The sequence below is a fragment of the Pseudotabrizicola sp. genome (assembly GCF_030684215.1).
Classification (GTDB): domain Bacteria; phylum Pseudomonadota; class Alphaproteobacteria; order Rhodobacterales; family Rhodobacteraceae; genus Pseudotabrizicola.
Window position 1 is genome coordinate 1 of sequence record NZ_JAUXOV010000036.1, and the last position, 12,110, is coordinate 12,110.

At 61.4% G+C, this 12,110-nt stretch carries 16 protein-coding genes and 2 pseudogenes; 8 read left to right on the top strand and 10 right to left on the bottom strand.

The features are described 5' to 3' along the window. A pseudogene (locus Q8K08_RS05255) lies at nucleotides 1-138 on the top strand (succinyl-CoA--3-ketoacid-CoA transferase); the annotation flags it as partial. A gap of 330 nt (nucleotides 139-468) precedes the next feature. On the opposite strand, the gene Q8K08_RS21940 reads toward Q8K08_RS05255, so the two are convergent. From Q8K08_RS21940 to Q8K08_RS05275, 4 genes and pseudogenes are all read right to left on the bottom strand, one after another. After that, complete coding sequence (locus tag Q8K08_RS21940; protein WP_370870517.1) at nucleotides 469-663, bottom strand: hypothetical protein; 195 nt, start codon at nucleotides 661-663, stop codon at nucleotides 469-471. Continuing rightward, complete coding sequence (locus Q8K08_RS05265) at nucleotides 660-923, bottom strand: hypothetical protein (protein WP_304801214.1); 264 nt, start codon at nucleotides 921-923, stop codon at nucleotides 660-662. Before Q8K08_RS05265 ends, Q8K08_RS21940 begins: the two co-directional genes overlap by 4 nt. A gap of 30 nt (nucleotides 924-953) precedes the next feature. Next, nucleotides 954-1,262: pseudogene (locus Q8K08_RS05270) on the bottom strand (PhnD/SsuA/transferrin family substrate-binding protein); the annotation flags it as partial. A gap of 12 nt (nucleotides 1,263-1,274) precedes the next feature. Continuing rightward, on the bottom strand, nucleotides 1,275-1,505 hold the full coding sequence (locus Q8K08_RS05275) for a hypothetical protein (protein ID WP_305249397.1): 231 nt from the start codon (nucleotides 1,503-1,505) through the stop codon (nucleotides 1,275-1,277). Between the two features lie 120 nt (nucleotides 1,506-1,625). Here Q8K08_RS05275 and Q8K08_RS05280 point away from each other — a divergent pair, with 120 nt between their 5' ends. From Q8K08_RS05280 to arsH, 3 genes are read left to right on the top strand one after another with little or no spacing between them, the layout of a single operon-like run. After that, nucleotides 1,626-1,946: a helix-turn-helix transcriptional regulator gene (locus tag Q8K08_RS05280; protein WP_304801218.1), complete on the top strand. Its 321-nt coding sequence runs from the start codon at nucleotides 1,626-1,628 to the stop codon at nucleotides 1,944-1,946. Continuing rightward, nucleotides 1,943-2,962, top strand: coding sequence for an ACR3 family arsenite efflux transporter (gene arsB, locus Q8K08_RS05285; RefSeq protein ID WP_304801220.1), 1,020 nt, complete (start codon nucleotides 1,943-1,945; stop codon nucleotides 2,960-2,962). The genes Q8K08_RS05280 and arsB overlap by 4 nt, the downstream gene beginning before the upstream one ends. Then, nucleotides 2,959-3,675, top strand: coding sequence for an arsenical resistance protein ArsH (gene arsH, locus Q8K08_RS05290; RefSeq protein WP_305249398.1), 717 nt, complete (start codon nucleotides 2,959-2,961; stop codon nucleotides 3,673-3,675). The genes arsB and arsH overlap by 4 nt, the downstream gene beginning before the upstream one ends. Nucleotides 3,676-3,681: 6 nt before the next feature. On the opposite strand, the gene Q8K08_RS05295 is transcribed toward arsH, so the two are convergent. Then, nucleotides 3,682-4,296: a hypothetical protein gene (locus Q8K08_RS05295; protein ID WP_305249399.1), complete on the bottom strand. Its 615-nt coding sequence runs from the start codon at nucleotides 4,294-4,296 to the stop codon at nucleotides 3,682-3,684. A 70-nt stretch (nucleotides 4,297-4,366) separates the two neighbouring features. Here Q8K08_RS05295 and Q8K08_RS05300 point away from each other — a divergent pair, with 70 nt between their 5' ends. Next, nucleotides 4,367-4,915 (top strand): Crp/Fnr family transcriptional regulator, encoded by a 549-nt coding sequence (locus Q8K08_RS05300; RefSeq protein ID WP_304801227.1) that lies wholly within the window; start codon nucleotides 4,367-4,369, stop codon nucleotides 4,913-4,915. Nucleotides 4,916-4,979: 64 nt separating this feature from the next. Here Q8K08_RS05300 and Q8K08_RS05305 read toward each other — a convergent pair whose 3' ends face one another. Continuing rightward, a complete protein-coding gene (locus Q8K08_RS05305; RefSeq protein WP_304801229.1) occupies nucleotides 4,980-5,273 on the bottom strand; it encodes an OsmC family protein in 294 nt (97 codons plus the stop codon). 398 nt (nucleotides 5,274-5,671) lie between these two features. On the opposite strand from Q8K08_RS05305, the gene Q8K08_RS05310 reads away from it, so the two are divergent. Both Q8K08_RS05310 and chrA read left to right on the top strand, forming a co-directional pair. Next, nucleotides 5,672-6,523, top strand: coding sequence for a sulfurtransferase/chromate resistance protein (locus tag Q8K08_RS05310; RefSeq protein WP_305249400.1), 852 nt, complete (start codon nucleotides 5,672-5,674; stop codon nucleotides 6,521-6,523). Then, a complete protein-coding gene (chrA, locus tag Q8K08_RS05315; RefSeq protein WP_305249401.1) occupies nucleotides 6,520-7,887 on the top strand; it encodes a chromate efflux transporter in 1,368 nt (455 codons plus the stop codon). The genes Q8K08_RS05310 and chrA overlap by 4 nt, the downstream gene beginning before the upstream one ends. A gap of 41 nt (nucleotides 7,888-7,928) precedes the next feature. Here chrA and Q8K08_RS05320 read toward each other — a convergent pair whose 3' ends face one another. After that, nucleotides 7,929-8,771, bottom strand: a complete 843-nt coding sequence (locus Q8K08_RS05320; RefSeq protein WP_370870522.1) for a sterol desaturase family protein — start codon at nucleotides 8,769-8,771, stop codon at nucleotides 7,929-7,931. Between the two features lie 105 nt (nucleotides 8,772-8,876). On the opposite strand from Q8K08_RS05320, the gene Q8K08_RS05325 reads away from it, so the two are divergent. Further along, nucleotides 8,877-9,536, top strand: a complete 660-nt coding sequence (locus Q8K08_RS05325; RefSeq protein ID WP_304797788.1) for a metalloregulator ArsR/SmtB family transcription factor — start codon at nucleotides 8,877-8,879, stop codon at nucleotides 9,534-9,536. Nucleotides 9,537-9,826: 290 nt separating this feature from the next. On the opposite strand, the gene Q8K08_RS05330 is transcribed toward Q8K08_RS05325, so the two are convergent. Genes Q8K08_RS05330 through Q8K08_RS05340 form a run of 3 tightly spaced genes read right to left on the bottom strand, consistent with a single transcriptional unit; the run spans nucleotide 9,827 to nucleotide 12,106 of the window. Continuing rightward, nucleotides 9,827-10,033: an NnrT protein gene (locus Q8K08_RS05330; RefSeq protein ID WP_304797786.1), complete on the bottom strand. Its 207-nt coding sequence runs from the start codon at nucleotides 10,031-10,033 to the stop codon at nucleotides 9,827-9,829. Nucleotides 10,034-10,047: 14 nt separating this feature from the next. Then, complete coding sequence (locus tag Q8K08_RS05335; protein WP_304797785.1) at nucleotides 10,048-10,224, bottom strand: hypothetical protein; 177 nt, start codon at nucleotides 10,222-10,224, stop codon at nucleotides 10,048-10,050. 1 nt (nucleotide 10,225) lies between these two features. Next, nucleotides 10,226-12,106: a nitric oxide reductase activation protein NorD gene (locus tag Q8K08_RS05340; RefSeq protein ID WP_305249516.1), complete on the bottom strand. Its 1,881-nt coding sequence runs from the start codon at nucleotides 12,104-12,106 to the stop codon at nucleotides 10,226-10,228. Nucleotides 12,107-12,110: the final 4 nt, after the last annotated feature.

Here is a 12,110-nt window from a genome sequence, read left to right on the forward strand (position 1 = left end):
CGCGCGGTCGTGGACCGCATCATCACCAACCTCGGCGTGCTCGATGTCGTCCCCGGCGGCCTGAGACTCGTCGAACTGGCTGATGGCGTGACCGAAGCCGACCTGCGCGCCGCCACAGAGGCCACGATTGTCGACTGAGCCTGGGCTCGCAGAGCTGTGGATTTTCAACGAGGCCGGGTGTTGGCAGAAGGATTGGCTGCGAATGCTCAGACAATCGCGTCCCGGCATGCATGTCTGCCGACGACGGCGCGCTGTTGTTACAACGCTCAGATCGCAATTCCCTAAACCACAAACATAAACCTGATCTTGCTTGTCGTCCCAAGGTTTGAGAGCGGGTCTTGACCGAGCGTTTCAAGGTTCCGCCGCACGAAGGCTGCGTTTCTTGGTGTCGATTGCGCCTAGAAACTGTCGTTGCCCGTCATGCCACGGTCCAACACTGAAACTTCAGACCTGAGGCAAAAGCACCTGTCAGTGACAGCCCGATGTAGGGTGCAAAGACCTTTGGTTTGGCCAGTGCCCAGACAGCCGGGCATCCTGCAACCGGCCAAGGGCAGAAAGCACGCTTTGGCTGGCCAGAAGACCCAAGAGGATCATAAGCGCCGCTGTGATCAGAGGCACGCGCAAGGTGACGGGCAGGTTGCGAAAGCGGGAAAATGGTTTCATCCACCCCCCCGAACCGCCATGCGCGCGAAGATGCCATCAAACAGCGACGCGTTGCCAGCGGAGACGCTGTCGAGATACAAAAGCTTCAACATTGCGCGGCCCGGTTCGGTTTGACCAAGGCCCTGAAGTGTTGATGCACAGGCGGTGACTCCGGTCTCGGCCCTGCGATCGCTGCCGACCACAAACGGCGGAAAACCAAGGCTTTCGGACCGTGGAATCACGCGGGTTTGGGCCGTCAGCGCAGGCTGGACGCTGTTCATATCCTCCCAGACATAGCCATCGACACTGCCCTACCGGTTCACCCCCCCTGCAACTGTGCGGACCACATTTCGGTGGCCATAGGTGAAGATCGCCCGCGAAAAGAGCCGATCCGGCGTCTCAGCCATACCTGCCAGATCCGAGGCGGTCACCTGATAGCCCGAGTTGCTGTCAGGGTCGGAAAAGGCATGCGCACCGCCGCGCGGATTGGCAAGGCTGGTTGCCGGATCATCCGCTGCCGCGATCAGACAGGATTGATAAACTGCCGCGCCCCGCCATACCGGCACGCCCAGCAACGACAACTCGGCCCGATATTGCAGGAATGGATAGCCGCAAGTCCAGGCTGCATCGACCTATCCATCCAGAAGTGCCCCGGTAATCTCTTGACAGGTACGCCTTTGGACAAGCTCAACGTCTTGCCCCATTTCCGAGGCGAGCACTGTCCGCAGTGCGGAAATCACGGCGGCATCATTGTCCAGAAACACCGGCGTCAGGGCAAAACGAAAGGGCGCGGCCTGGGCTTGCACCCACAGCGCAGCACACCGGGCAGCCCCGGTCAGGAGAGCGCGCCTTCGCGTGAACATGTCATCCTCCCGTGAAGCCGCGATACGTTGCACCCCGTCAGATTGGGGCTTGCCCGACGATCCGTTAAATCGTAAATCGACGATAAGCGAACAGCATATCTTTTGTGAAGCGATTCCCTCATGTCAAACGAAGAGACGGTTGCACATCTGGCCAAGGCTCTGGCTCATCCTGCGCGCATTCGTATTGTGCGCCTGTTGCAGGCGACACCCGGCTGCATTGGTGGCGCCATTGTCGAGGCAGTAGGGCTTGCACAATCCACAGTGTCCGAACACCTGCGCATCCTGAAAGCGGCGGGCGTCATCACCGGAGAGATTGACGGGCCTCGCATTTGCTATGCGCTGGACCCTGCGGCCCTGCAACCGTTGTCCACACTTATTGCGGGTCTTGCTTCACCGGACAGCAAAGCCTGCTGCCAGCCTGATGCAAAGGAAACCCCATGAGCCTGTTTGAACGCTATCTGACCCTTTGGGTCGCGCTGGGCATCGTGGTCGGGCTTGTTCTTGGCAACCTGCTGCCCGGCGTCTTCGCCACATTGGCAAGCCTTGAATACGCCTCGGTCAACCTGATCGTTGCAGTGCTGATCTGGGCGATGGTCTATCCGATGATGGTGGCCGTCGATCTTGGCTCGCTAAAGTCGGTCGGGCAGCGGCCCAAGGGGCTGATCATCACGCTGATCATCAACTGGCTGATCAAACCCTTCACCATGGCGGCGTTGGGGGTGCTGTTCTTCCAGCACCTGTTCGCCGGGCTGATCGACGGCAACAAAGCCTCTGAATACATCGCCGGGCTGATCCTTTTGGGCGCGGCACCTTGCACGGCGATGGTGTTCGTCTGGTCGCAGATGACAAAGGGGGATCCGAATTACACGCTGGTTCAAGTCAGCCTGAATGACCTGATCATGGTGGTGGCATTTGCGCCCATCGTCGCCTTTCTGCTGGGCGTCACCGACATTGCCGTGCCATGGGAGACGCTGATCCTGTCAACCGTGCTGTATGTGGTGATCCCGCTGGTGGCCGGGGCTTTGACGCGGTCTGTCCTGATCCGTCAGGGTGGCGAGGCTTCCGTGACGGCCTTTACCGCCCGGATCAAGCCCGCGTCGGTATTGGGTCTGCTGCTGACCGTTGTGCTGCTGTTCGGGTTTCAGGGGCCTGTCATTCTGGCACAACCGGGCCTGATCGCGCTGTTGGCGGTGCCGATCATCATCCAGTCTTACAGCATTTTTGCGCTTGGTTATGGTGCGGCATATCTTTGGCGTCTGCCCCACAAGATCGCCGCGCCCTGCGCGCTCATTGGCACGTCGAACTTCTTTGAGCTGGCGGTGGCGGTGGCCATCGGTCTGTTTGGTTTAAACTCGGGCGCGGCGCTGGTGACCGTGGTGGGGGTGCTGGTCGAAGTGCCGGTGATGCTGTCGCTTGTCGCCTTTGCCAACCGGACGCGGGGGAGTTTTCCGCAATGACAGATACGCCCAACATCGACGACTCTCTGCTTCCCGGCATTGACGCGGCTGCCTTGCTGACCCCGCCACACAAAACCCATCCTGCGCGTATCTTGATCCTTTACGGCTCGCTGCGTCCGCGCAGCTTCAGCCGCCTGTCGGGCGAGGAAGCCGGGCGCATCCTGACCCGTCTGGGGGCCGAGGTGCGCATCTTCAACCCGTCGGGGTTGCCCTTGGTCGATGACGGCGTGGACGCCACCCATCCGAAGGTCCGGGAATTGCGTGATCTGGTGGTGTGGAGCGAGGGCATGGTCTGGTCATCCCCGGAACGTCACGGCGCGATGACTGGGCTGATGAAAACGCAAATCGACTGGATACCTCTGTCAGAAGGCGCGGTGCGCCCGACCCAAGGCAAAACGCTGGCGGTGATGCAGGTGTCAGGCGGATCGCAAAGCTTTAACGCGGTCAACCAGATGCGTATTCTGGGGCGCTGGATGCGGCTGATCACAATCCCCAACCAATCCTCGATCCCCAAGGCATTTCAGGAATTTGATGACGCGGGACGCATGCGCCCGTCGCCGCTTTTTGACCGGGTCGTAGACGTGGTGGAGGAGTTGATGAAGTTCACTCTTCTGACCCGCGACCGGGCCGATTATCTGGTGGACCGCTATTCCGAGCGCAAGGAAACGGCGGACGCGCTGATGAAACGTGTGAACCAGTCGGCGGCAACCTGACGCCAGTCAGTTCCCGCCCTGCATCATCATCTCATGCACCGCCTGCATTCCACGAGCGGCCATATCGGACACCTCGGCGGCATGGAGTTGCAAGGCTGCCACAACCTCCGGGTCGGTCGAGGTTCGCACCACTACAATGCCTTCGTCTGTGACCGTGATGTCAGATGTTATCCCTTCGCCGCGCTCAAAGAAGATATCCAGAGTTGGGCTTTGGATGAAAATCTTTGGATCATCCCCGCTTTGAACCCGGCTGATCATGCCAGCCACATGGCTGACCAGCGCCGCCATCACCTCCGGGTCCGAGGATCGGGTGACGCTGCGGATCCCGTTGGGCAGATTGGTCACCTCACGGGTGAAGGTGTTGAAGTTGCGGAACATCACAGCCAGTTCGGCGCTTTCTTCGGGGGATGCATTTTCGCCCCGCAAACCGGGCATGTTGGCTTCGTCATGACCGGATCCGCCCATGCCATGCCCATGCATACCGCCATGCATGTGGCCCGCCATCTGCGCCAGCGCGGGCGCGCGAAGATAGACCAATGCGCCCACTGCCAAAACCGAAACCAGCCCAAGAGCGGCAATCGTTTTGCGCCCTGTGCCGCGCAGTAAAGTGAACATTGCCATTTAAACTGCCCCCGCCGCTGTGCCGGTCTGTCGTGCGGACCGCTCAAATCCATGGCATATGGCCCCAACGATGTATATGATCCCTATCATGTCGGTAGAGCTTTTCCCCCTTTTTGACGGCGGTCGGACCCGATCTTTGGGCAAGGACAAAACGCTGTTTCACACTGGCGAGCCGGTGCGTTCGATGTTCCTTGTGCTTCAGGGTGAGGTCGATCTGATCCGCCATACGCCCTCGGGCCTGCGCGTCCTGCTGTTTCGGGCAAGCACCGGGTCGGTTCTGGCAGAGGCGTCTGCCTATTCGGATGTCTATCATTGTGATGGCGTCGCAGTTGGTCCGGCGCAGGTTCGATTCGTCTCAGTGGCGTCGTTTCGCACCCGACTCGATGCCAGTGCAGGCTTGGCCAGTGCATGGGCCGCGCGGTTGGCGCATGGGCTGCAAGGCGCGCGCATGAATGCGGCAATCCGCACGATGCGCACCGTGGATGAACGGTTGGATGCCTGGCTTGCCGGGGGCAAAGCCCTGCCGCCCAAGGGCCAATGGCAGACCCTGGCTGATGCCCTCGGCGTAACACGCGAGGCGCTGTACCGGGAACTGTCAAAGCGGCGTCCTGTCGGATAGAGCGCGGATCGTTCCTGGGCACGTCGATGCCGTAGCAATCAACGCGCTTTCTCTTGCCACAGGGTCAGACCTTTCGGATCAGGGTTCCTTCCAACGGCACGGCCGCTGAGAGCGTGTTGGAAATTGTGCCATTTTTCAGTATATTGCGATGCAAAAGGTTCAGACGCTGATCCATCTCGGCACTGTCCACGCTGATCGGATACCGGATCAGGGTCAGCTTGGGTGGCGCGTCCTGACGGATGGCCTCCAGCGCGGCCTCGGCGCCGTCCATCTGGAACGCCAGCATCGGCGTTACCCGTTCTATGCCTTTGAGGATGCAGGCTGCCAACGCTGACAAAAGCAACTCCACCGGGTTCATCGCATCGCGGCGCCCTGTGATGCCGGTAGCAGGATCAGGTCCGCTTGCGCCGTGACGGCCACTGGCCGCGCGGCGAAGAAGACGGCGAAGTGATCTATCCCCTCCGCGCCACACCAGATGCCGCAAACCCTGTTTCCTTACTGTTGGCACGGGCTTTCGGCAACTGAAGGGGCAGCCGTTTAAGACCGTGGCGCTGCGCAACAGTCTCCGCCGTTTGGCCGCTTTGTCCATATTGCGGCGCTCTGGGCTTTGTTGCAGCAAGCACTGGCTTCCTCTGCGTCTTGACAAGCAATCTCTTAATCGGGAAAACCAAAGCATGGGGATGCGCGACCTCCCCACGAGGCGCCAGCTGAAGATCGCGTTCCAATCCTGCCAATCGATTCCGAGGAGGAACGCACATGCCTGCGCCTGACGCAATTTCCTGCGACCAACTGGCCCGTCTTCTGGGCACACCAAAATCCCCTATCGTTCTTGATGTGCGCCGCGAAGCTGTTCGCGCCACAGATCTGCGCTTTTTGCCCGGTGCGACCGCGTTGCCCGAGGCGGCTCTGTCTGCGCAGAGCCTCACCACGCTTGCCGCCCGGATGGACGGTCCGGTTGTCGTTGTCTGCGCCGAAGGCCACCGGCTTAGTCAGGGCACGGCAGCAATGCTGCGGCATATGGGGGTACAGGCAGAGTATCTGCTGGGCGGGCAGGCCGCATGGGTGGCTGCAAATTTGCCGCTGATTGATCCTGCCAAGATCACAGCACGCGATACGCAGGGGAGGTCGGTTTGGGTCACGCGGTCGCGGCCCAAGATTGACCGCATCGCTTGCCCTTGGCTGATCCGCCGCTTTATCGACCCTCAAGCCGTATTCCTGTTCGTGGCACCCGCCGAAGTTCAGGGAGTGGCCGAGCGTTTCGGCGCGATGCCCTTTGACATCGAGAATGTGTTCTGGAGCCACCGCAATGGTCTGTGCACCTTTGATGTTCTCTTGTCCGAGTTTGGCCTGTCCACTCCGGCGCTGGACAAGCTCGCGTTGATCGTGCGCGGGGCTGACACGGCGCGGCTGGACCTTGCTCCAGAATGTGCGGGCCTGTTGGCAGCGTCGTTGGGATTGTCGCGGATGTATTCCGATGATTTGGCGCAGCTGGAAGCCGGGATCGCGCTGTATGATGCATTCTATCGCTGGGCGCGGGATGCGACCGACGAGACGCACAACTGGCCGACCAACACCGGGAAACCGATCAACACCGGAAAATCAAAATGAGCACGGGCAAAGACTACCCCACCTTGGCAGAGGCCACAAAGGTATGGGCGCGGATCGCTGCCCTGTCCTTTGGCGGTCCGGCGGGACAAATCGCGGTCATGCACCGCATTCTGGTAGAGGAAAAGCGCTGGATCGGCGACGGGCGTTTCCTGCATGCGCTGAACTTCTGCATGCTATTGCCGGGGCCAGAGGCGCAGCAGCTTGCCACCTATATCGGCTGGCTGATGCACGGGGTGCGCGGCGCGCTGATTGCGGGGCTGCTGTTTATCCTGCCGGGTGTCGTGGCGATCATGGTGCTCAGTTGGGTCTATGCGATCTGGGGCGAGGTGGGCATGGTCTCGGCGCTGTTCTTCGGCCTAAAGGCGGCAGTGCTGGCGATCGTGTTGCAGGCCGTGGTGCGGGTGGGCAAGCGGGCGCTTAAGAACCGTGCAATGCAGGCCATTGCTGCCGCTTCGTTCCTTGCGATCTTTGCCTTTGGCGCGCCCTTTCCGCTGATCGTTGCCGTTGCTGCGCTGATTGGCTGGGCTGGGGCCAAGGCCGGGATTGCGGGGTTCAAAGGCGGTGGCGGGCATGGTGCGGTCGGAAAAACCCACTTTGATGACGCGGCCTCGCTGCTGGGCGAAGAACATGGTGATCTGACAGGCACAAAACGATCAGGGGCCTTTCGAGCCGGGGCTGCAGCGCTGGTTCTTTGGCTGGTGCCAGTGGCCGCAATGCTGCTGTTTGCCCCGGGCAGCGTCTTTGCCGATATCGCGACGTTCTTCTCAAAACTGGCAGTGCTCACCTTTGGCGGGGCCTATGCGGTGCTGGCATGGGTCGCGCAAGAGGCGGTCGGCACCTATGGCTGGCTCGCGCCGGGCGAGATGCTCGACGGTCTGGGCATGGCTGAAACAACACCCGGCCCCCTGATCATGGTGTTGCAGTTCGTGGGCTTCATGGGGGCATTGCGTGAGGCGGGCTGGGCCGCGCCCCTGATTGCGGGCAGTCTTGGCGGTCTGCTTGCCACGTGGGTCACTTTTGCGCCCTGCTTTGCATGGATTTTCCTTGGCGCACCGTTTATGGAGCGGCTGCGGGCAAACCAAGAACTGTCGGCCGCCCTGACGGCAGTGACTGCGGCAGTTGTGGGCGTGATCCTGAACCTTGCGCTGTGGTTCGCGGTTCATGTCATCTGGCGTGAGGTGGTTCGGCTAGAGGCAGGGGCTTTGTCCTTGGAACTGCCTGTTCTGGCATCTGTGGACTGGGCCGCAGCAGCCCTGTCAGTGATTGCGCTGCTGGCGGTGTTTCGAGCCAAGCTTGGCATGGCAACGGTTTTGGCTGGGGCAGGAGTGCTGGGGCTTGCCTTGCACCTTGTTGGTTTGGCCTGAACCCTTACGCAGACCGGGGGGGCTGTCTGCCGGGGCAGGCGTCAGCGCGCATCGTCTTCCCGCGGGTCCAATGCCCCGCCACTGGCCGGACCGCGCAGCGGCTGCATCAGCATACGGTCCAGCCACAGATCGCGCTGCGTGCGGAACTGCTCGATCCCGATGGTCATGCCCTCGTGACCGGCCTTTGGCTGCGCCCGGTAGGTGCCCAAAAGTCGGTCCCACCAAGGCAGATTGAAGCCGAAATTGCTGTTGGTCTCGGCCGGGATCACCGAATGGTGCACGCGGTGCATGTCGGGTGTGACAACAATCCAGCGCAGCACCCGGTCAAGCCCTGCGGGCAGGCGAACATTGGCGTGGTTGAACAGGGCTGTCGCATTCAGCAGCACTTCGAAAATCAGAACCGCGACTGCCGGCGCTCCGAGCGCGGCTACGATTGCCAGCTTGATCACCATCGACAAGACAATCTCGACCGGGTGGAACCGAAGACCGGTTGTCACGTCGAATTCAAGATCGGCATGATGCATCCGGTGCAGCCGCCACAACCCGGGTACCGAGTGGAATAGCACATGCTGGAGGTAGATCGCCAGATCCAGCAGCAGGACCGACAGCACAGCAGCCAGCCAAAATGGCACATCCAGCGCATTGAACAGGCCCCAGCCGCGCGCTTCGGCCATCAGTGCCAGACCGACGGCAAGGATCGGAAAGGTCAGACGCAGGATGATGGTATCAACCACGACCAGTGCAAGATTGTTGGTCCAGCGGATAACGCGCGGGATCTCTTGCCGTCTGCGCGGGGCTGCCAGTTCCCATCCCGCCATTCCCACCAACACGCCAAGAAACACGGCAAGGCGCAGCGTCGGCTCCTGAGCGAGGATGATGTCCATCATAACGGTCCAGCCTTTGGATATGCAGTATTTGGACTTGAGGTTGCGGCGAGACTCTATTTATTAAAGTATTCGCTTGAGTGATCTAATAACTGGAGCCGCATAATGTCAATCAGCCCCAAGGCCGCATTGCTGGAGGAATACGCGCTTGTTGCGCGCGCGATCTCGGCGCCGGCGCGGTTGATGCTGCTGGAGCAGATCGCGCAGGGCGAACGCGGGGTGGAGGCACTGGCCGAAAAGACCGGCCTAAGCATCGCCAACGCCTCGCAGCATCTTCAGCACTTGCGCCGCGCGGGGTTGGTCGACAGCCGCCGCGATGGCAAGTCTGTGATCTATCGGCTGAGTGACGCCAAGACGCTGGCACTGATGGACCTGTTGCGGGTTGTGGCCGAACGAAACCTTGCGCAGGTCGAACGTATCCTGCGTGGGTTGTCAGATGGCCAAGACGCGCCCGAACCGGTCAGCAGGGATGATCTTGCCGATCGGCTGGCCGAGGGGTCTGTAACGATCTTTGATGTCAGGCCCGCAGATGAGTTTGCGTTTGCCCACATCCCCGGCGCGCGGAATGTCACACTTGCCGATCTTGACCGCATCGCGCTGACGCTCATCCCCGGCTCCGAGATTGTCGCCTATTGCCGCGGTCCTTATTGCATCTATGCCCATCAAGCGGTTGCTGCTCTGCGCAAGATGGGATTCAACGCTCGACGACTGGACGGGGGCCTGCCGGAATGGCGCGAAGAGGGGCGGCAGGTTTTTCACAACTGAGCAGTGCAACGCAGATCCTGCCCAAGGGCTGTTCCGTTTGCCTTGAACAATTCTACACTTTGCAAGACGGCAATCAGACCGACAGCAGCTTTTACCGATAGGGCGATACACCGATCACCAATTCATGCAGGAAAAGTGCCCCGGCCCAGATCACCGCCGCAATCCCAATGCGCGATGCCAAGGGGTGATGATTGACTTGCAGCAAGCTGGATCAAAGACCCTTTGCGATGGCAGCAGGGGCGTTGCAAAAGCAAAAGATGCCAATCCTAACTCCAGCCATCCCGCAGCGCTCATTGATCGGCCTTTTCCATCAAGCGCTGGATATGGCAAGCAAATGCCCAAGTCGCCGGAACACCCAGCACCGCGCCAGCCAGCACCGACTGCACGGGCGTCAGCACCGGCCAACCGATCCAGGACCAGATCAGGGACGCGAAGAACACATTAACCGCCATCGCCCCCGCCCCGAATGGATAAAGGATGAGGAACAGACGCCCCATTCTGGCCCGCGATATCATCTGCGGCTGATCAACCATTGCACTGCGATCAGCGCCGCCAGCAAGAGGACCGAGGCGGCAAAGTAGCTGATCTCTGCCTGCGCGGTCTGGGGCTGCGGGATCGGGCGTTGAAAGGCCTCCGCCAACGCTGTGGCGGGCATCAGGACGGCGAGAATAATATAGGGCAAGGGCATATCAGGTCTCCTGGGTCAGTGAGCGGTAAATATCAGGCAAGGCACGGCCAAGCCGCGCGGGGTCGGGCAAAAGGGTAAAGCCTGCGCGCCCAAAGATGCGGGCGAACCAATCCTGCCCGTCGGCATCGACGATCACACCATGCACGGCCTGACCTGTGCGGCGGGCCTCACGCACGGCTTTGTGGCTGTCTTCGATGCCATGAGTGCCCTCATAGTGGTCCAGATCATTGGGCTTGCCGTCCGTCAGGACCAGCAAGAGCTTTCGGGCCGAAGGCTCTGTGGCAAGCTGGGCCGAAGCATGGCGGATCGCCGCGCCAAGCCGGGTGTAATGGCCCGGTCGCAGGCCGCCGATACGGGCGGTGACGTCGGGCGTCAAGCGCTCGTCAAAGCGTTTGCAGCGGGTCAGGAACACCCGGTCTCGGCGCAGCGAAGAAAACCCCCAGATCGCCAGCCTGTCGCCCGCCGCATCAATGCCGCCCGCCAAAGCGGCAAGTGCTTCGCGCGTGGTGTCGATGATGCTGCGGCTGCCCACCACGGATTCGGTGGATCGTGAGCAATCCATCAGGATCGCCACCGACAGATCTCGTTCTACAGTGCGCAGGGCGCGAAAAATGCGGTCGCTTCCCTGCCCGGTGGCACGAATGGCGACCTGAGCCGCGATCAGCGCATCAAGATCAAGCTCGTTTCCGTCCACCTGCCGGGGCAGAAGGATGCGGCGGGGGTGCAGCGCCCCAAACTGGTAACGCACGCGGGCAATCAGGCGCGGATCGGGAGCAAAGGTTTCGCCGGGGACCGCGTCCGCCTCCAGCACGCGGACATGGTCGGGCATGTAGCTGCGGGCGCGGTGGTTCCATTCGGGGTAGGTGAAGGTGTCGGACAGCCGCTCATGGTCGGCATCCTGCGGCGCGAGATCCAGATGCAGACGCAGGCGGGTGGCGGCGCGTTTGTGGTGCTTGGTCAGGGTGATATGGTCCTGATCCTCGGCCGCTTTCTGAGCATTTTCAAGGTCGTCATCGTCGGTTACTCGGTTCAGTCCCATGCTTTCAACCCATGAGAAGATCGACTCGAACCGGTGCATGATAAAGCTGTCGGTGCGGTTGGCCTGTTCGTTATCTTCGCGCTTGCCCTGTTTGCGGGTGGCGGTGGCAAGACCGGGCGGCGCGCTGATGCCGTCTTCGGCAGGGGTGGCTGCCTGACTGCGGGCCAACCGGTCCAGCCGCAACCAGACCGGCAGCGGGGCAAGCGGGGTATAGCCGCGTGGGGCAAGGCCCTGTGTGTGGACCGGCCGCAAATCGCCCGTCAGCATGGCGCGGGCGTGATCCAATACCGTGCGCTCGGCGGATGATGTGGCGTGGTCTGGCATGACAGTCAGCAGATGCGCGCATAGGGTGGCGTAGGGCGTGCGCAGGCCGGGGCACAGGTGCAGCGCGCACATGGTTGCCTTGGCCGTCGCGGCAAGGTGGCACAGATCACCCGCATAAGCATCCAATGGCGCCCCGTAGGTTTCTGCGCCTGCGGCCAAAGCCGCCAGCCACAGAAAGGCGGTGCGGTTCAGGGCGGCGGTTGGAAAGGCATCTATCACAGGTGGCAGGCGCAGGGTGTCACCATCAAAGCTTGCGACATGTTCCAGCACCTGTGCTTCGGCCAGTTGCGCAGCCATGCCCCTGCGGTGGCGCGAGGCGGTGGCGGGGCTTGCCGCAATTTCCACCCCCGGTTTGCCGCCAAGCGCGCGGAACAGCAGCGTGACGCTGGGGCGAACCGCGTCCAGCGCCACGGCATGTTCGGCGTAGCCTGCCACAGGCGCAAGTCTTTGAGCGACCCCGTGCCACAGGTTACCAACCGTTTCTTCCGGCTCCATCAGGTCCATCGGGTGCAGGGCCATCGGC

Coding starts and splice junctions, on each gene's coding strand:
- Q8K08_RS21940 (WP_370870517.1), bottom strand. CDS start 663: ATGAAACCATTTTCCCGCTTTCGCAACCTGCCCGTCACCTTGCGCGTG.
- Q8K08_RS05265 (WP_304801214.1), bottom strand. CDS start 923: ATGAACAGCGTCCAGCCTGCGCTGACGGCCCAAACCCGCGTGATTCCA.
- Q8K08_RS05275 (WP_305249397.1), bottom strand. CDS start 1,505: ATGTTCACGCGAAGGCGCGCTCTCCTGACCGGGGCTGCCCGGTGTGCT.
- Q8K08_RS05280 (WP_304801218.1), top strand. CDS start 1,626: ATGTCAAACGAAGAGACGGTTGCACATCTGGCCAAGGCTCTGGCTCAT.
- arsB (WP_304801220.1), top strand. CDS start 1,943: ATGAGCCTGTTTGAACGCTATCTGACCCTTTGGGTCGCGCTGGGCATC.
- arsH (WP_305249398.1), top strand. CDS start 2,959: ATGACAGATACGCCCAACATCGACGACTCTCTGCTTCCCGGCATTGAC.
- Q8K08_RS05295 (WP_305249399.1), bottom strand. CDS start 4,296: ATGGCAATGTTCACTTTACTGCGCGGCACAGGGCGCAAAACGATTGCC.
- Q8K08_RS05300 (WP_304801227.1), top strand. CDS start 4,367: ATGTATATGATCCCTATCATGTCGGTAGAGCTTTTCCCCCTTTTTGAC.
- Q8K08_RS05305 (WP_304801229.1), bottom strand. CDS start 5,273: ATGAACCCGGTGGAGTTGCTTTTGTCAGCGTTGGCAGCCTGCATCCTC.
- Q8K08_RS05310 (WP_305249400.1), top strand. CDS start 5,672: ATGCCTGCGCCTGACGCAATTTCCTGCGACCAACTGGCCCGTCTTCTG.
- chrA (WP_305249401.1), top strand. CDS start 6,520: ATGAGCACGGGCAAAGACTACCCCACCTTGGCAGAGGCCACAAAGGTA.
- Q8K08_RS05320 (WP_370870522.1), bottom strand. CDS start 8,771: ATGGACATCATCCTCGCTCAGGAGCCGACGCTGCGCCTTGCCGTGTTT.
- Q8K08_RS05325 (WP_304797788.1), top strand. CDS start 8,877: ATGTCAATCAGCCCCAAGGCCGCATTGCTGGAGGAATACGCGCTTGTT.
- Q8K08_RS05330 (WP_304797786.1), bottom strand. CDS start 10,033: ATGGGGCGTCTGTTCCTCATCCTTTATCCATTCGGGGCGGGGGCGATG.
- Q8K08_RS05335 (WP_304797785.1), bottom strand. CDS start 10,224: ATGCCCTTGCCCTATATTATTCTCGCCGTCCTGATGCCCGCCACAGCG.
- Q8K08_RS05340 (WP_305249516.1), bottom strand. CDS start 12,106: ATGGCCCTGCACCCGATGGACCTGATGGAGCCGGAAGAAACGGTTGGT.